15 protein-coding genes and 2 tRNA genes are annotated in these 18534 nt (G+C 49.7%); 9 read left to right on the plus strand and 8 right to left on the minus strand.

Features of this window, described 5'->3' with window-relative positions:
• Nucleotides 1-37 precede the first annotated feature (37 nt).
• From C9I98_RS21915 to C9I98_RS21925, 3 genes are all read left to right on the plus strand, one after another.
• Nucleotides 38-122: transfer RNA gene (locus C9I98_RS21915), tRNA-Tyr, on the plus strand.
• A gap of 67 nt (nt 123-189) precedes the next feature.
• Nucleotides 190-274, plus strand: a tRNA-Tyr gene (locus tag C9I98_RS21920).
• Nucleotides 275-480: 206 nt separating this feature from the next.
• A complete protein-coding gene (locus C9I98_RS21925) occupies nt 481-2190 on the plus strand; it encodes a response regulator (RefSeq protein ID WP_245907224.1) in 1710 nt (569 codons plus the stop codon).
• Here the strand turns inward: C9I98_RS21925 and C9I98_RS21930 are convergent.
• The gene (locus C9I98_RS21930) at nt 2187-3143 is read right to left on the minus strand and encodes a glutathione S-transferase family protein (RefSeq protein WP_036820985.1); all 957 of its coding nucleotides are present in this window, start codon (nt 3141-3143) and stop codon (nt 2187-2189) included. The genes C9I98_RS21925 and C9I98_RS21930 overlap by 4 nt on opposite strands.
• A gap of 247 nt (nt 3144-3390) precedes the next feature.
• Between C9I98_RS21930 and tpx the strand changes: the two genes are divergently transcribed.
• The 3 genes from tpx (at nt 3391) to grxB (ending at nt 5598) form a co-directional block, all read left to right on the plus strand.
• Nucleotides 3391-3888, plus strand: coding sequence for a thiol peroxidase (tpx, locus tag C9I98_RS21935; RefSeq protein WP_107272482.1), 498 nt, complete (start codon nt 3391-3393; stop codon nt 3886-3888).
• Nucleotides 3889-4055: 167 nt separating this feature from the next.
• Entirely contained in the window at nt 4056-4862 is an 807-nt protein-coding gene (xthA, locus tag C9I98_RS21940; protein WP_036815804.1) for an exodeoxyribonuclease III, read from the plus strand.
• Nucleotides 4863-4947: 85 nt separating this feature from the next.
• The gene (gene grxB, locus C9I98_RS21945) at nt 4948-5598 is read left to right on the plus strand and encodes a glutaredoxin 2 (protein ID WP_036815802.1); all 651 of its coding nucleotides are present in this window, start codon (nt 4948-4950) and stop codon (nt 5596-5598) included.
• Nucleotides 5599-5694: 96 nt separating this feature from the next.
• On the opposite strand, the gene C9I98_RS21950 is transcribed toward grxB, so the two are convergent.
• The 4 genes from C9I98_RS21950 to C9I98_RS21965 all read right to left on the minus strand — a co-directional run bounded on the left by C9I98_RS21950 (nt 5695) and on the right by C9I98_RS21965 (nt 8815).
• Nucleotides 5695-6372 (minus strand): ABC transporter permease, encoded by a 678-nt coding sequence (locus tag C9I98_RS21950; protein ID WP_036815800.1) that lies wholly within the window; start codon nt 6370-6372, stop codon nt 5695-5697.
• A gap of 3 nt (nt 6373-6375) precedes the next feature.
• On the minus strand, nt 6376-7116 hold the full coding sequence (locus C9I98_RS21955) for an ABC transporter permease (protein ID WP_036815799.1): 741 nt from the start codon (nt 7114-7116) through the stop codon (nt 6376-6378).
• 110 nt (nt 7117-7226) lie between these two features.
• A complete protein-coding gene (locus C9I98_RS21960) occupies nt 7227-8003 on the minus strand; it encodes an ABC transporter substrate-binding protein (RefSeq protein ID WP_036815798.1) in 777 nt (258 codons plus the stop codon).
• A 41-nt stretch (nt 8004-8044) separates the two neighbouring features.
• Complete coding sequence (locus C9I98_RS21965) at nt 8045-8815, minus strand: ABC transporter ATP-binding protein (RefSeq protein ID WP_036815796.1); 771 nt, start codon at nt 8813-8815, stop codon at nt 8045-8047.
• Nucleotides 8816-9117: 302 nt separating this feature from the next.
• Between C9I98_RS21965 and C9I98_RS21970 the strand changes: the two genes are divergently transcribed.
• Nucleotides 9118-10815 (plus strand): ABC transporter substrate-binding protein, encoded by a 1698-nt coding sequence (locus tag C9I98_RS21970; RefSeq protein WP_051901760.1) that lies wholly within the window; start codon nt 9118-9120, stop codon nt 10813-10815.
• A 122-nt stretch (nt 10816-10937) separates the two neighbouring features.
• Here C9I98_RS21970 and C9I98_RS21975 read toward each other — a convergent pair whose 3' ends face one another.
• The 3 genes from C9I98_RS21975 to C9I98_RS21985 all read right to left on the minus strand — a co-directional run bounded on the left by C9I98_RS21975 (nt 10938) and on the right by C9I98_RS21985 (nt 14237).
• The gene (locus C9I98_RS21975) at nt 10938-11243 is read right to left on the minus strand and encodes an ArsR/SmtB family transcription factor (RefSeq protein ID WP_036815795.1); all 306 of its coding nucleotides are present in this window, start codon (nt 11241-11243) and stop codon (nt 10938-10940) included.
• Between the two features lie 157 nt (nt 11244-11400).
• Nucleotides 11401-12885, minus strand: coding sequence for a YfcC family protein (locus C9I98_RS21980; protein ID WP_036815793.1), 1485 nt, complete (start codon nt 12883-12885; stop codon nt 11401-11403).
• Nucleotides 12882-14237 (minus strand): M20 family metallopeptidase, encoded by a 1356-nt coding sequence (locus C9I98_RS21985; protein WP_036815790.1) that lies wholly within the window; start codon nt 14235-14237, stop codon nt 12882-12884. The genes C9I98_RS21980 and C9I98_RS21985 overlap by 4 nt, the downstream gene beginning before the upstream one ends.
• A gap of 336 nt (nt 14238-14573) precedes the next feature.
• Between C9I98_RS21985 and ycaO the strand changes: the two genes are divergently transcribed.
• On the plus strand, nt 14574-16322 hold the full coding sequence (ycaO, locus tag C9I98_RS21990; RefSeq protein ID WP_036815789.1) for a 30S ribosomal protein S12 methylthiotransferase accessory factor YcaO: 1749 nt from the start codon (nt 14574-14576) through the stop codon (nt 16320-16322).
• 508 nt (nt 16323-16830) lie between these two features.
• The gene (locus C9I98_RS21995; protein ID WP_036818808.1) at nt 16831-18345 is read left to right on the plus strand and encodes a DUF3360 family protein; all 1515 of its coding nucleotides are present in this window, start codon (nt 16831-16833) and stop codon (nt 18343-18345) included.
• The last annotated feature ends 189 nt before the right edge of the window (nt 18346-18534 follow it).

The raw sequence follows: 18534 nt of genomic DNA on the forward strand, positions 1-18534 counted from the left end.
TGGCTTTAAATAGCCAAGACAACGTGCAAAACCCCGTGGAGGGGTTCCCGAGTGGCCAAAGGGAGCAGACTGTAAATCTGCCGGCTCCGCCTTCGATGGTTCGAATCCGTCCCCCTCCACCATCATTCTTGAAAATTGCTTCGGCGGTTTTCTGGCTTTAAATAGCCAAGACAACGTGCAAAACCCCGTGGAGGGGTTCCCGAGTGGCCAAAGGGAGCAGACTGTAAATCTGCCGGCTCCGCCTTCGATGGTTCGAATCCGTCCCCCTCCACCATCATTCAAGCCAGTAGCGCAAGCTGCTGGCTTTTTTCATGCCTGCTATTTATTTTTCCAACTATTCTTATTGTTAAGACAACCACTTAACTTGCTGGTATTGGCGTAATCCTGCTTATTCATCCATCATTAGTAAAAATGAATTTGTCACGTTTCATTTCTGCAATCTAGAATTCAACTAGATGCATATTAATTTGGGATATGGACATGCCAGCTAATCAACATCGCTCTGCGAATCCCCCTGCATTCGACTTGAGCCATTTCAAAGTCCTGATCGTTGATGACCAGCGTGCGGCCGCCATGCTGATCAAAGGTGTGCTGCATAACATTGGCCTAAGAGATATCGACATTTCCCTTGATCACCAAAGCGCGATCGACAGTTGCCAAAAAAGTGCCTACGATCTGCTTTTTGTTGATTACCATCTCGATGGCGCCCTTAATGGCAGTGAGCTAATTAACTTGCTCCGCCGCAGAAAATATATCGCCTCCCACTGCGGGCTCATTATGATCTCCGGGGATAACTCGGCAGAGGTGATCCTAACCAGCATGGCTGTCGAACCTGACAGTTTCATGACCAAGCCTGTCACCACCGAAATCGTCAGAAAGAAAGTCATCGAAACATTAAAAGACTGCCAACAGCGGCAACCCATATACGATGCCATTGAAAGCCATGGCCTGGAGACAGCGATTGAACTTTGCTGCAATCAGCTCAAGCAGCACGGTTACAACCATAAACTGGAAGGCCTACTGCTCGATATGATGCTTGAGAACCAGCAATGGGAACAGGTTGAGCGCTTTACCAATATTCTGCTCAAGCACAACCCATCACAGAAACTCAGCCTGATCGAAGCCAAGATCCTCCACCATAACGGCAAGACCAAGCAAGCGATCCAAAAGCTTGAGCATTTGATTGCCCGCTCCCCGTTAAACATTGAGCTGTACGACTACCTGGCCACCTACCTTGAAGAAAACAAGCGCTTTTACGATGCTCTTGAAACCGCGGAAAAGGCCCTTAAGCTCACCCCGAGCATCAGCCACCGAGCACTCAAGGTTGCCCAGCTTGCCGCCTACCTTGATCGCATGGAGCAACTCATTGATTCGGGTAAAACCTTGGCCAGCCATTTGCCTATCATCGATGTCGAATGGATTATCTGCTTTGCTGAATACACCGCAATTTTCGAGCAGGCCTACTACACCCACTCTTCAAAAAGCCTAAAGCATGAACTCAAGCTGGCACTAAAGGGGATCGACCGCCGAGCCCAATCCCGAGTGTTGCCAATCCAACAACCGTTCTTAACCAGTTTCGGGCACATTATTCAGGCGCGCTTGGCCATTGCCAATGGCCATGAGTTAAAAGCCAAACGACGGCTTTTAGTCGGGCTAGCTACGTATTTTGATAAGATCCCCAAACTGCCTTCAGTCATGATTGCAGATGCCCTGCCACTGCTACTGCACTTTGGCGAGACCCAGTTGGTGGCAGAGCTCAATCGCGCCCTATCATTGCGAGACCGCTTTGACGGCCATAGCAAGCTAAGGCTCAATGAGATCAGGCAAAATAAAGCCCTGTTGGGCACTATCAAGAAACTAGAGACCAAGTTGGCCGAGGCAAACCAACGACGGGATACAGACACTCGCTCCGCGCTTGGCATCTATGAGCAGGTGATTCATGACTACCCACTATGCAGTGAAGCCCACCTAGGCCGCCTAGACTGCCTAAGCCGCCTATGCATTGCAGATACCGACAAGATCAAAGCCAGTTTGAAAGCCATTACCTCAATGCCGCTACCCGATGCACTGGAGCAATGGCGCAAGCAGCTATTTGAAGAAATGTCGACGCTCAAGTCACCGCCCCAGCAGGCAAAAATTGTTCGGACCTACCAAGCCCGAACACATCAATTCCTGCTAAGCGCCAGCTAGCCGCGCCCATGGGGGGAAAGCAGATCGAGCTCCGGTCCTTTAGGCACCACACCGGTTGGATTGATCATGTCGTGGCTAAAGTAGTAGTGACGCTTGATGTGGTAAAAGTCCACTGTGCCTGCAATCCCCGGATACTGATACAACTCCTTTAAATACCCCTGGATATTTGGATAATCGGCAATACGCTGCTTATTGCACTTAAAGTGGCCGACGTAAACCGCATCAAAGCGAACCAAAGTGGTGAACAAGCGCCAGTCTGCTTCGGTGATCTGCCCACCGGCAAGGTAGCGGTGTGACGCCAGGTGCGCTTCAACCTTATCCAATGCAGCAAACAACTGATCATAAGCGTCTTCGTAGGCTTCCTGACTGGTGGCAAAACCACAGCGGTAAACGCCATTATTGATGCTCGGATAAATAAACTCGTTCCAATGCTCGATATCAGCCCGTACAGCTTCCGGGTAGAAGTCTTGGTTATCGCCAGTCAGCGCATTAAACGCCGTATTGAACATGCGGATGATTTCCGAGGACTCATTACTGACAATCGTTTCAGTCTGCTTGTCCCATAGCACAGGCACCGTCACACGGCCGGTATAATCCGCCTTGGCCTTGGTATAGAGCTGGTGTAGGCAAGTAAAGCCGTAAAGTGGCTCCGGTTGGTCGAACTCCCAGCCCTTGGTGCGCATATCTGGGCTAACCACAGTCACACCGATATGCTCGGTTAATCCCTTCAGCTGACGAAAGATCAGTGTCCGGTGCGCCCAAGGGCAAGCAAGGGAAACATACAAGTGGTAACGACCCGACTCCGCCTTGAACCCCTTTTGCCCATCAGGCCCAGGCTGGCCATCAGCAGTCAGCCAGTGGCGAAACCCTGCATCTTCTCGGATAAACTCGCCCTTGCTGTCTTTGGTGTCGTACCAAACATCCTGCCATACACCTTGCACTAACTTACCCATAGCTACCTGCCTCTTTTATCCTGTACGAGTGATGACCTGAGTATAGAAAGGGCTGTTTTGAAAGTCTTTACGTCGAAACTGTTCAAGACAATCAGAAATTTCTAACAAGATACAATGCATACCGGTGCTAAGGTACGACCTGCAAAAGCTGTGGTTATATTAATTATGCAACTGTGTACAATCGAAAATGCCCTTTGGGTATGTTTTATCCAATAAATAATTACTTATAGAGTAGGTTAGTAAAGTTATGACTCAGGTTACTTTTCAAGGAAATGCTGTAAATGTCGCGGGTACTTTCGCAGTTGTAGGAAGCCAAGCTCCGGCTTTTACCCTATGTGGCGCCGACTTATCTGACGTTCAGCTTGCCGATTTTGCCGGCAAAAAAGTGGTTTTAAATATCTTCCCAAGTATCGATACACCAGTCTGTGCCGCTAGCGTGCGTGCTTTCAACGAGAAAGCAGCCAGCCAAGACAACACCGTTGTTGTCTGTATTTCTGCCGACCTACCTTTTGCTACTGGTCGCTTCTGTGAAACCGAGGGTTTGACAAATGTACAAACCGCCTCTTTTTTCCGAGCGCCAACGTTCACCCAAGACTATGGTGTCAATATCAATGAAGGTGCACTGCGAGGTCTTGCTGCCCGTGCAGTTATTTGCCTGAATGAAGAAGGCTTGGTTGTCCACAGCGAGCTTGTCAGCGAAATCACCGAAGAGCCAAACTACGAAGCCGCCTTAGCCGTACTATAAGATCAAGCATTGATCAGCCCACGTAATGCCACCCGCCTTGTTTGGTGGCATTACTGACGAGTATTATTGGGTGGCATTCCCCCTTCCCAAGATGTGACTCTCCACTTCATAGCGCGTTTCGTTCTATGGTAGTATCGCCAAACTGCCCATAAAAAAACGATAAGATCATGAAAGTAATCTCGTTCAACATCAATGGCCTTCGTGCCCGCCTTCACCAACTTCAAGCCCTGATCGACAAGCACCAACCGGACGTGATCGGCCTGCAGGAAATCAAGGTTCACGATGAAGCCTTCCCGCTCGAAGATGTCGAGGCGATGGGTTACAAGGTTTATCACCACGGTCAAAAAGCCCACTACGGTGTCGCCATGCTTTGCAAGCAGGAACCTGTCGAAGTACGCAAGGGCTTCCCTACCGACGACGAAGACGCCCAGCGCCGTATGATCATGGCAACGTTCGAGCAAGAGAACGGCAAGAAAGTCACAGTATTAAATGGTTACTTCCCTCAGGGCGATAACATCAGCCACGAGACCAAATTCCCGGCTAAAGAAAAGTTCTATGCCGACCTGATGACTTACCTTAACGAGCACCATAATAGCGATGAAGAGATCATCGTGATGGGCGACATCAATATCAGTCCAATTGATCTGGATATCGGCATCGGCCCGGCGAATGCCAAACGTTGGTTGAAAACAGGAAAATGCTCTTTCCAGCCAATCGAGCGCGAGTGGCTTAAAACCCTGCTAGATTGGGGCTTTGTTGATACTTTCCGCCAGCTCCACCCTGAGGTTGATGACCAATTCTCGTGGTTCGACTACCGCTCGAAAGGCTTTGTCGACAACCGCGGCCTGCGCATCGACGTTGTTTTGGCAACACCATCGTTGGCTGAGCGTTGCAGCGAAGCCGGTATCGATTACGAATTGCGTGGCATTGAAAAGCCATCGGATCACGCCCCGATCTGGTCTACTTTTAGCTAACCCGAACTGAGCTAAATCGTCTCTAGGTGGCGCCTTTATCACGCCACCTCATTGGCAACGTGTGTTCACCTAACAAGGATAGAAGATGAAACTGTTTGTTTTTGATCACTGCCCGTTCTGCATCAAGGCGATGATGGTCGCCGGATTAAAGCAAGCCGACATTGAGCTGGTCTACCTGCAAAACCACGATGTCGACGCCCGTATCGACAAAGTGGGGGCCAACCTTGTCCCGATCCTGCAAAAAGAAGACGGTAGTTACATGGCGGAGAGCTTAGATATTGCCGCCTATATCGATGCCATCGACGGTAACCCAACCTTGGCAGCTGGTACCAACGACGACAACATCGCCGCTTGGTCTGAAGTCGCCCGTCCATTTAGCAGCCGCCTGCTGTTCCCGCGCTGGATGAAAGTAGAGCTTCCTGAGTTCGGCAGCCAAGATGCAAAAGACTGGTTCACCAACAACAAAACGGCGATGATCGAGCAGGACTTCGAGGACGCGTTTGCAAAAACCGAAGAATACCTAGCCGGCCTCAAAGCCTCGTTCTCACAGTTAGACTGGCTGGTACTGCCATCAGAGCGCAATAACCAACTCAGCTACGATGATGTAAACCTGTTCCCAGCACTTCGCAACCTAACTGTGGTGAAAGGTGTGGCGTTCCCAACCAAAGTGCGCCAGTACATTGATGAAGTAGCGGCACTGACCGCAACAACACTATACGACGATATTGCCGTTTAACTCAGTATCTTCTCCTGCCCCAAGCAAGAAGCCCAGCATACGCTGGGCTTCATTTTCATTAGCTTAATTATCATTAAAGACCGGCGCTAGCCTACATCACGACAGCGGTCGTAGGTGGCGCATCCAGCGGCTTTCCAAACGACGGAAGCACCACAGAATAGCGAAGGTCAGCAACATATAGAACAGACCAGCAAACAGGTATGACTCGAATGGCGCATAATAACGAGAGTTGACAATCTTCGCCGCCCCGGTCAAGTCGACAATCGTGACAATGCCTGCCACGGCCGATCCATGCAGCATGAAGATCACTTCGTTACTGTAAGCCGGTAGCGCCCGGCGCAGCGAGCTTGGCAAGATAATACGGCGAAACGCCTGGGCGTTGCTCATACCGTAAGCCTTGGCAGCTTCTATCTCGCCTTTTGGCATACTGTTGATCGAACCACGGATGATCTCTGCGGTATAGGCCGCAGTGTTAAGCACAAACGCCACCAGCGCACAGAACCAGGCTTCTTGCCATAGGGTGCCCTGTACTTCAATCAGCTGGCTGAGGCCATAGTAGATCAAGTAAAGCTGGATCAGCAGTGGCGTACCACGGAAGAAATAGATAAACACCCATGCAGGCCCGTAAACCACAGGCAAGCGACTGTTACGCGCCACGCCAACAGGGATGGCAATCACCAAGCCAATGACCAATGCGGCCGCGACCAACCACGCCGTGGTGTACAAGCCTTCCAAATAAATCGGCCAAGATTCAGTTAAGATACTAAAGTCCATCTCTTACCTCGTATGAATACTGAATTTACGCTCGGCCCACTTCAAGCCAGTGGTCGACAATGAAGTAAACAGCAAGAAGATGACCGCCACACTCATGTAAAAGGTGAACGGCATTTGGGTTGTTCCTGCTGCCAACGCCCCCTTGCGGACCATATCATCAAGGCCAATCACCGAAACCAAGGCGGTGGTTTTCAACAATACCAGCCAGTTGTTACCAAACCCCGGCAACGCATGACGGATCATCTGCGGCAGCAAAATACGGCGAAAAGACAGGAAGCTGCTCATGCCATAGGCCTTACCGGCTTCAAGCTCACCCTTATCGACCGCCAAGATTGCGCCGCGGAAGGTTTCAGCCATGTACGCCCCAAAGATAAAACCAATGGTGAGGATACCGGCGATAAATGGGCTTATCTCAATGTAATCAGGTAGGTAAGACGTCCACTCATGGTTTGGATCAGAGGACGCAAAATATTCGTTTAGAAACTCATTGATTCGGTACAAGCTGTCGTTCAGCAGCATCTGGCCACCGAAGAAGATCAGCATCATGAGTACCAAATCAGGAATACCGCGGATAACGGTGGTGTAGAAGGTGGCAATAGCCCGTGCCCAGCGATACGGTGACAGCTTGGCAAGCGCGCCCAACATCCCCAATACCACGGCAAACAACAGTGAGAGTAAAGCCACCTGAAGGGTTATCCATGCCCCTTCAATCAGTGACCATTCGTAACCTTTTAAATCAATCAAAAGGAGACTCCTTATTACGACTTAGGAGAGAATGATGTCACCCCAAATAGAACAAGACAGGGCTATTTAGCCAACCAGCTAACTAGCCCCTGTGTACATTGGTTGACGTATTACTGGCCGTATACGTCGTAAGCGAAGTATTTCGATGCGATTTCTTGATAGATGCCTTTCTCGCGCAGTGACAAGATAGCTTCATCAAGTTGCTTGGTTAGGTCTTTGTCCTGCTTGCGAACCGCGATACCGAAGCCGTCGCCAAACCACTTAGGATCAGTCAGAGATGGGCCGATAAACTCGTAACCGTCACCGCCTTCCTTGTTCAGTAGGCCTTCTTCCAGTGCAGAAGCATCACCCAGTACCGTGGCGATACGACCCGCTTTCAGATCGAGGTACGCATCGTCGAACGAGCCGTAGCGAACAATCTCAACAGAACCCGGGTAGTTGTCTGTTAGGTATTTGTCATGGGTAGTTGCACGCTGAACACCAACTTTCACGCCTTTCAGGCCTTCTTTGGTGAACTCGATGTCGGTGCCTTTCTTAGCCACAAATTTATTCGGGATAAGTGCGTACTTACCAGTGAAGTCAACACGCTTCTTACGCTCTTCGGTGATAGACATCGCAGCGATGATGGCATCGTACTTGCGCGCTAGCAGTGACGGGATAATGCCGTCCCAGTCTTGAGCAACGACCTGACATTTAACCTGCATTTCTTCACACAGTGCATTTGCCATATCAACATCGAAGCCTTTCAGCTCGCCGCTTGGCTCAGTCCAGCTAAATGGAGGGTATGCACCTTCAATACCGAAACGGACCGTTTTCCACTCTTTTGCCTGTAGTGAAGTTGCGCCTAGTGCTGAAACAACGGCAGCAGCTAAAATCCATTTTTTCATGTTCTACTCCTGATAAAAAATATGCTGTCTGTGTGAAACTGTTAATAAATCGATGAAATAAATTGTTGTAAACGTTCAGATTCAGGGTTGGTGAATAGCTTCGCAGGATCGCCCTGCTCTTCCACCTTCCCCTGATGCAAAAACATGACTTGGTTAGACACGTCTCGGGCAAACGCCATTTCGTGGGTAACCACCAACATGGTACGCCCTTCCTGCGCCAAGTCTTGCATTACCCCCAACACTTCCCCAACCAATTCTGGGTCAAGTGCCGAGGTCGGTTCGTCAAAAAGCATCACCTCAGGATCAACGGCCAACGCTCGGGCAATGGCTGCACGCTGCTGCTGACCACCTGATAGGTGTCCTGGGTAATAGTTTCGGCGCTCGTACAGGCCGACTTTCTTGAGCAGGGCCTCGGCACGCTCAATCGCTTCTGCTTTTGGGATCCCCAATACGTGTACCGGCGCTTCAATCACATTGCCAAGTACCGTCATGTGCGACCACAAATTAAAGCCCTGAAAGACCATCGCAAGGCGCGAGCGAATGCGCTGCACCTGCTTCTCGTCAACAGGCAGGAACTCCCCCTGACGGTTGTTCTTCATTTTAATTAATTCACCATTGACCCAAATCTCACCCTGAGTCGGCGTCTCTAGCAAATTAATACAACGTAAAAATGTACTCTTCCCCGAACCGGAAGAACCGATGATAGAGATAACATCACCACGGTGGGCCGTTAATGATATGCCTTTTAAGACCTCATTCTGACCAAAAGACTTATGTAAATCCTTTACATCAAGCGCCACTTCACCTGCCATGTGCGCCTACTCCTGTAACTCCGCGAACGATAAATTTCTGAAAAACAGACCACTGCCTTAACGCGATTTTATGCATGATTAGGCAATAGCTTGATAGTCTGTTTTCCGGACACTTCATCGAAGGTATCACCACAAAACGCAATAAGCAACATTTTGTTAACTTTGAACCCTTAGGAATCAATAGTTAAATAATGCGCATATTTACTCATAAAAGCAGTTTTTCTGCCATTTGATAAACCGGAAAACATCCTGTAGCTTATCGCTACAAAATTGCCTTCAAGCTAGCTAGATGGGACAAATTCATGCTTAGTGGTTTTTTTCGCAGCACATTCAACCAAGGTTTCCCCTTATTACTCCTTGTTTCTATTTTGTTTTCTTCTTATAGCTATGCCTTGCAAGAAAATGCAAAAACACCGTCAATTCTTACTGTTGTCCCTGAGTATAAAGATAAAGTAACTGCCAACTTTAACCCTTTCTCAAAATCCAGTATGCCTACAACGCATGAGTTTATTTTTGAACCGTTAATCGTTTTTAATACCCTGCAAAATAACAAGCCAGCATACCGCCTCGCGACCAGTTACCATCTTGATAGTGATTTGAAAGGGATCAGCTTTACGCTTCGAGAAGGGGTTGAGTGGTCTGATGGAAAAACATTCACCGCCGATGACGTGTTTTTTTCATTTTCAATTGCACAAAAATACCCGGAACTTGACTCACACGGCATAAACCAATGGGTTGAATATGTCGAAAAACGTTCTGATTACGAAATTTACTTCAAGTTGAAAAAACCCAATGCGCTTGTGGCCAACACCCTTGTGCTGCTGCCTATCGTACCCGAGCACCAGTGGAAAAATGTCACCGACTTTGCCGAATTCGCCAACCCTAACCCTGTTGGCACCGGGCCATTTACCGTGATCACCGCGCTTGACGAAAATGGCTATACCCAATGCGCCAACCCAAATTACTGGCAAGCTGAAGCCAGGCACGTTGACTGCCTGCGCTACCCGAAAGTCACCAATAACGATGACTTCATTTCCCGGATATCAACCGGTGAGTTTGACTGGACCGGTAGCTTTATCCCGGATATCGAACGCCACTATGCGTCCTACTCACCTGATTACAAATACTGGCTGCCGCCAACCAGCACTATCAACATGATGTTCAACTTCAAGGCAAATGACCCGGAAGTCCGAGACGTTTTCCATCGCGTTGAATTCCGCCGCGCCGTCTCGATGTCGCTACAACGCCAATTGCTCATTGATATTGCCGCATTCGGCCAAGGTGAGCCCTCAACCTTCGCCTCGGGTATGAGCCAGCGCTTTTCTAGCTGGGCCGATCCGGTCGTGACGGAAAAGTATCTCCCTTACATGACTTACAATGCCAACTTAGCCCGTGATTGGCTGGACGTATTGAACGTCACCGATAAAAATGGCGACGGCTGGCGCCAGCTGCCTTCGGGGAAACCATTGCACCTAACACTGCTCACACCTAACGGTTGGTCAGATTTCAACACTACGGCTTTGTTGATCTCGGAAATGATGGAGCAAATCGGCATTCAGGTAACGCCGGTCCAGTTAGACTTCAACCCGTTCGTCGAACGGCTAACACTGGGTGACTACGATCTTGCGCTAACCAACTACCCGCAAGGTCCCACCCCGTTCAAGTACTTTGATAGCGCCTTCAACAGCACCTACCAGTCGCCGCAATACCCGCGCTATGCGATGCACTTTTACCAAAACCCACGGGTTGATGAGCTACTGACGCAATTTCCTATTGCCTCTAGCGCACTGCAGCGCCTGGCTATCATCCGCGAGCTCAACCAGATCATCGCCAGCGAGCAGGTGACCGTTCCCCTCTATAACACGGTGCAATTCTACCAATACAACACAACCCGGTTCGAAGGCTGGTTTAGCGAAAGCAACCCGGTCGCCAGCCCATTGGTGTGGCCACAGGCACCGGAGCGCCTACTCCATGTGCTCTCACTAAAACCCAAGCAATAACACCAACCAACATAAGCAATTGATCAGATTGGTTTTAATCCAGCTTGGTTTCAAAAAAAAGCGAGCACTTTGCAGTGCTCGCTTAGTTATTGGTTAATAGGTAATGGGGTAATTAGAGGCTGTTAGCGCTCTTCTGCCGCTGGCACCGCACTGCAACACTCGTCTTGCAGGAAACCTATCACCCCGTCCAGCACATCATACTGGGGGACGCAGAACAAGGTGCGGCCATCACGCTGCTGGGTAATCAGCCCGGCTGAGACCAAGCCAGAAATATGATGGGACAAAGTTGAGCCAGGGATGCCAAGCTCCTCTTGCAGCTTACCCACTGGCAACCCATCGTGACCTGCTTTTACCAAGTGTTTATAGACACACAACCGTGTTGGGTGGCCCAACTCTTTCAATGCCTTGGCAACTGCTTCCAGTTCCATGCTTGCTCTCCGTCAGAATTTATATTTCGATATTAGCAGAAATAAATATCAAAAGGCGAATATGGTCAACATATTCGCCTTTATTCCAGCCTAATTCAACGGTATTACACCGCCTACGGCGCTAAGATGCGGATCTGGTACCTAGTTACCGGCCAAGTTACATCATGGCCGCGCCAGCAAACAGCAGCACGACCGTTACCACCAGCACCATCACCACAAAAGGCATGACCCATTTCAAAAATCGCTCATAAGGGATTTTCGCCAATGCCAGACCGGCAACCAAGTGGCCTGCAGTCGGAGCAAAGATATTAATCCAGCCACTTGCAGACTGGTAGGCAGTGATGATCAAGTCACGGCCAATACCAGAGAAGTCGGCTAGCGGTGCCATTAGCGGCATCGAAACCGTTGCAAGACCCGATGTAGACGGGATGAAGAAGCTCAGCACAATGTGAACGAAGTAAGTCACTACCACGAACACGCCCGATGACAGGCCGGTAACAATACCTTCAGCCCAATTCAGGATGGTGTCGATGATAACGCCATTTTCCATGACAACATAGATACCACGTGCTACCGCAACCACCAATGCCACACCAATCAGGTCTTTTGCCCCCTCAAGGAAGGTTTTGATGAAGTCGCCTTCTGACATACGGTTAATCACCGCAATCAAGATAGCCGAAGCCAAGAACAGGGTCGATAACTCATCGAACCACCACCACAGCGTTGGTATCGCGGTAATGCCCATGTCAGCCCAAGGGATCACACCGTAGATCATGATGATGAAGGCACCAAAGAAGATACCCATGGTCCACTTCTGCTTGGTGGTAAATTCACCGGCATCTTCCTTAACATGAGAAAACTCATCGTTAAATTCGATGTCCGCCAATACCGAGTTTGCCTTGTCCGCCTTCACTTTCGAGGCGTAGCGCATCACATACCAAGACGCCAACACAATCAAGATAGCTAACTGGATCACACGCAGCACGATACCGTCGCCGATTGGCAAGCCGGCAAAGCCCGATGCGATACCGGTCGCAAACGGGTTAACCGTCGATGCCAATACCCCGACACCGGAGCCCAGCAAGATAATACCTGCCGCCACCATGCGGTCGTAGCCCGCAATCGCCATTACCGGCAAGATCACCGCCCAAAACGCCACCGTTTCTTCGGCCATACCATAGGTAGAACCGCCAAGGGCAAACAGGGTGATCAAAACCGGGATCATCATCTGCTCGCGGCCCCGGAACTTACGGACGATCGCCGCAACCCCGGAGTCCATCGCCCCTGTGCGCATGGTAATGGCCAAGAAGCCGCCGATCACCAGTACGAACAGCGCAACGTCGACAGCCTTGTGGAAGCCCTTAATCGGGGCCATAAAGACGTCGATGACCCCTTGCGGAGAAGACTCGAGCTCTTGGTAAGATCCCGGAATAGGCAGCAGGCGCTCACCACCATCGTAGTCAAGTACTTCGGCTGCAGGGATGATCTGATCGGTACCATTAACCATGTAATCATACTTACCTGCTGGCATGATCCAGGTTAATAATGCCATCAGGGCAATGATAATGAACAGGATGGTATATACAGTTGGCATCTTGAATGAGCGTTTCACTTTGCCAGCCTCGTTAGTTGTCGTTGTCATAGCTCCACTCCCTGCAATTGATAGATCGCGTTGGCATACACATTCATCGCTTTGAGCATGTCATCAATAATTAAATATTCGTTCGGCATGTGCTCGACTTTGTCGCGGCCGGGGAAAATCGCCCCGAAGGCCACGCAGTTCGGTATTGCTCGAGCATACGTCGCCCCGCCCGACGTCATCGGCAAGCTTTCGTCATCGCCGCTAACTTCTTGGTAGGCCTTCATCAGTATTTTGATCACCGGGCTTTCAGCCGGCATATACAGCGAGGGCAATACGTCGAACTCCTCGTATCGCAAGCCGTATTGCTCGGCCACTGCCAGCATGTCGCTATCAAAATTGTCCTTGCTGAAGGTCACCGGCACCCGGATATCAATGCCCACCTTGCTGCTTTCCTCGTTAATGGCCAACTGCGCCACGTTAAAGGTCAAGCGACCGCTGACATCCTCTACCGGGCCGAATATCTCCTTGGCGTTGGCATCTTGCCCAACCTGCTCGGCGATAAACCTCACCGCTGGATGGGTCACACCTATTTGGCGCATAGCCATGCACAAACGGGTAATGGCATTGACCCCCTTGGTATCTGAAGCCGCAGAGTGCGCCGCCTTGCCGAACACCACCACTTCGGCATCGTCAGCCGTGAAATCAAACCCTAGCTCGTCCAGCTTGGCAGCCAGCTCCTCCCATAACGGGCCTTCATATTTCGCCATTTCCGGCACGGCATTAAGCGCACCACCGCAATCCAATGCCACCAAGTCATCGCCATCACCATGCAGCCATGACTGGATCAGCATCTTTTCCGCATGGATCAACGGAAAAGCGGAGTCAGGAGTAAAGCCGCATTGCGGCGCCTCTTCCTTCTCCAGATAGCGGTCAATACAGCGCCATAAGGTTTCCTCGTCGGTGCCAAAAATGAAACGGATCCGCTTGTTCAGCGTGACACCGCTATCAAGCAGCGCCTTTACCGCATAAATGGCAGCCAGCGTCGGTCCCTTATCATCCTGAGTACCACGGCCGTACAAACGCCCATCGCGGATTTCCGGCTCAAACGGGTTGGAGTGCCAAGCCGATAGCTCACCGGTTGGCACTACATCCAAATGGCCCAATACGCCAATCACTTGCTCGCCATTGCCGATCTCGGCGTAGCCGTAATATCCCTTGTGATCTTTGTATATTGCGAACCCCAGCTCATGGCAAAGCTTGAGTGTCTCATTCAGGCAATCGTCAATCGGTTTGCCAAACGGCTTCCCGCTGTCGTCTTCCTGGTAAACACTGGGTATCGCAACCAATCGCTTCACTGCGGCAATATAGTCATCCCGCAGTCCATCAATGGTTGATGCTATTGTTGCGTTCATCGTATCCCTCTTTTCCTCATCTATTTTAGCCTGCTAAATCAAGCCGCAGCCGACCAAAATGATGATTTATGTTATTTAGTCAGAATTATTAGATAGTTAAGCAAGCTCTGACAAAGCCATTCTGCTACAAGGAAATATTGCGAACTGTGACTACTTTCATAGCTCACCAATACAAGATGGGACAACGGTCAAAATCTCGACAATCTGTTTATCGCGATTTGTTATCACGAAAAACAGACGTTATTGACTTGTTAATAGCCAAGCGAGATCCCGCTTAGGGATTTGTCGATTATTAGGTATACTTCGCCGCACTCAACAGTCACGACGAGAAGTAAAATGAAAACATTTATTCCGGGCAAAGATGCCGCGCTTGAAGAGTCGATCGAGCGTTTCCAAACCAAACTCAAGCAGCTGGGCTTCAATATCGAAGAAGCGTCTTGGCTAAACCCTGTGCCTAACGTTTGGTCTGTCCATATTCGTGACGTTGATGCGCCAATGAACTTCACTAACGGTAAGGGTGCCACCAAAAAGGCCGCGCTGGCATCGGCACTGGGTGAGTACTTTGAACGCCTGGCAACCAACTACTTCTATGCCGATTACTACCTTGGCGAAGAGGTTGCCAATAGCGAGTTCGTCCACTACCCGAATGAGAAGTGGTTCCCAATCGATCTGGAAGAAAACCTGCCACCAGAAGCTATTCTGGATGAGCGCCTCACCCAGTTCTACGATCCAACCCTAGAGCTACTGGGCACCGACTTGATCGACTTGCAATCAAGCAACATGGAGCGCGGGGTTTGTGCCCTGCCGTTCGAGCGCCAGAGCGACAAAGAAACGGTCTACATCCCGATGAACATCATCGGCAACCTGTATGTGTCGAATGGTATGTCGGCTGGCAATACCAAAACCGAAGCCCGTACTCAGGGTCTGTCTGAGGTATTCGAGCGTGCAATCAAGAACCGTATTATTGCCGAGCGTATCAGCCTTCCGGAAATCCCTGCCTCGGTCATCGAGCGCTTTCCTAGCATCAAGGAGTCTATCGACACCCTAGAAGCGGAAGGCTTCCCAATCTATTGCTACGATGCTTCATTGGGCGGTAAGTACCCTGTTATTTGCGTGATCTTGCTAAACCCAGAAAACAGCACCTGTTTTGCCTCTTTCGGTGCCCACCCTCGCTTCGAGGTTGCGCTAGAGCGAACCGTTACTGAGTTGCTGCAAGGCCGCGGCCTCAAAGATTTGGATGTCTTCCCTGAACCTTCATTCGACAACGAGGAAGTCAGCGACCACCACAACCTCGAAACTCACTTCATCGACTCGTCGGGCTTGATGTCTTGGGATATCTTCCAGCAAGATGCTGACTTTGAGTTTGTCGATTGGAACTTCAGCGGCAGCTCGGAAGAAGAATTTAACCACCTGATGGCGCTGCTTCATGCCGAAGGCACCGATGCCTACATCGCCGATTACGATCATCTGGGTGTCGACTGTTGCCGCATCATTGTACCGGGCTGGTCTGAAATCTACCCGGTTGAAGAGCTTATCGAAGCCAACAACAACGTGGCGCTTGAACTCCGCGAAACCTTGCTGGCATTGCCAACGGTTGAGTGGGATGCCGAGCAATATGCCGAAATGTACTCTATCTTGGAAGAAGAGGGCTTTGATGATTTCAACCGCCTGTATGAGATTGTTGGCCTTGTACCGCAAGCGGGCGACGCATGGCAAACCCTCCGTATCGGTGAGCTAAAATGTTTGCTCGCCTTGGCTGGCGGCGATCTTGAGTTGGCGCTGGAGTTCGCGAGCTGGTGCGTGGACTACAATGTGTCAACCTACAGCGCTGAACGCTCTCGCTTCTTCCGTTGCCTAGTCGCAAGCCTGAAGCTGGCACTGGACGAGGAACGCGATCCGGCGCAGTTCAAAGGCGCCTTTGAGCGCATGTTCGGCGCAGAAACAGTGGCAGCGGCATGGGGCTCAATTGAGGGAACGGTACGTTTCCACGGCCTGGCAGCAGGTGATCTCACCATGAACCAGTTCCCTGCCCACCAGAAACTCCTGGCGTCTTACCACAAGCTGCAGGCGGCAAAGAAAGCCTAAGCACAGTAATTCCCCTGTCTTTTCTGTTACTAAATGCCAGCTTTTTGCTGGCATTTTTATGCCTTTTGATTCGACCCACCTCGAAAATACTCAACAAAAGTTGAAACATACGCATATATTTTAGCCACACTGATGCTACTTTATTGGTATTGGGGATGTTATGCGCAAACCTCTTCACACCACGCACAAAAACCTTACAATACAAAAGGTTAAACATGTAAGCCTATGAATTTACGATATTCATAATTTTACTTTTGTTATAAAGTTTCTTTCACAACTGACTATATACTGACTTTACATTCAAATTTTTTTGGGTATTTTCTTACAAAATTTTAGTCAAAGTGATCGAGATCAATTCTAACGGAGTAGACAATCGGTAAACTGCGACCAAATTTGGTGAAAAATAATTACACTTAATAGCGGCTTTCGACCTAAGACATAACTTAGGCTGCTGCAGTTAAGGCCAAAATAATAAAAGAATTATCTTTAAACGTAGAACGAGGCACTTATGTCATCACAAGAAAGAAGTTATCAGGAGCTGCACCGCCCTGCATCCGACTTCGCTAGTCGCTCAGACTATCTTGATCATGAGCTGAAAATCATGAAGCCGCGCCGTTGGAAACTCAACCTTCCTGGCCGTGACTTCCGATTTGAGCTAGAAGATTTAGTACCAGCCCTAGCGGGTACCATTGCGATTATCGCGATGTACTCTTCTGTTGCAATGTCTTGGGCTGATGGCCTGACAGCGGCTTGGGATCATGTTGAACTGGGTAAAGCCTTCGCTATCGAAGTTGCCCGTGTTGAAATGCTTATCCCTGCACTTCTATTCTGTATCTTAGCCTCGGGCTTCTTGAACCCGCGTGCTAACTTGGCAGGTAACCACGGCCCAATGATCCCGTTGATCGGTACCATTGCACTGGCTGGCGCCCACCCTCTTGCTCTTGCTATTCTGCTTGGCGTATTTGGCCTGCTACTGAGTTACTTCAAAGGTGGTTCGAAACTGGTCAACCTGACCAGTGAAGGGGTCGCCGGTGGTCTGCTTATCTTCCTCGGCTTTACGGGTGCAATGAGCCAGATTGGTGATATCCAATCTTGGGCTGTTGGCCTAGAAAGCGCGACAGTTGAGAAAGGCAGCTTAGGCTACATCGGCCTGGTTGTACTAGCAGTAAATATCGTACTGTACGCATTTCTTGCCAAAGTAAACAAACGTTGGCTTGCAATTCCAGCTTGTGCTGCTGCTGGTTTAGCAGTATCCCTTGCACTTGGTGCGGGCTTTGACCTAGTATTCGAAACCGAGACTGGTTTGCCAAACCTTAACCCAGTTTACTGGTGGGGTAGCACAGAGCAAGGTTGGATGCTTGGTCTTCCTGGCGTTGAGCACTTCATTGCTTCTCTGCCATTCGCCATTCTTGCTGTTGCGATGTGGTCACCAGACTTCCTTGGCCACCGAATCTTCCAAGAATTGAACTACCCGAAAGGTACTGAAAAAGTACTAATGGATGTTGATGACACAATGACTACGTGTTCTCTACGTCAGATGGTAGGTACTGCGGTTGGTGGTTGTAACATCACTTCGTCTTGGGGTACATACATCATCCCTGCAGGTATCGCGAAGCGTCCTATCCCTGCAGGCGCAATCTTGCTAGGTGTGATGTGTATTATTGTTGCTATCCTTGGTTTCCCAATGGACGTAGCGGTATGGCCGCCAGTAATGCGTATCGCGCTACTAGTAGGTGTATTCCTACCGTTGCTTGAAGCGGGTGTTCAGATGGTTAAAGACACCAAAGACTCGCAAGCGGCAGGTATTTGTATCTTCGCAGCAATGGTAACCAACCCTGTATTGGCTTGGGCACTAACCATGCTACTGGATAACAACGGTTTCATCGGTAACAAAGAGCGTGCAGCTAAGCTGTCAATGCTAGATAAGGTCATCATCCCAGCGGGTGCACTTATCATCTGTTTTGTTGCGATGCTTGCTGTAGGTATGCTTGAAGGCCAATACGGCATTCCTGCACTACTATAGTGAATTGAGGGGCAGTGCGAGCACTGCCCTCTCTCATTAGTGTTTGATAGCACTAATACGAATAATCAAATCATCAAGATTAAATAGCGCTGATTGGATTATCCGTATTATTGTTAATGAAAGTGTACTGTTCACCTTCGGGTGAAGCTGGCTCAACAGCTCACGCAGTACGTGTTTTTTCTACTAAAA

It is taken from the genome of Photobacterium sanctipauli (assembly GCF_003026495.1).
Lineage (GTDB): Bacteria > Pseudomonadota > Gammaproteobacteria > Enterobacterales > Vibrionaceae > Photobacterium > Photobacterium sanctipauli.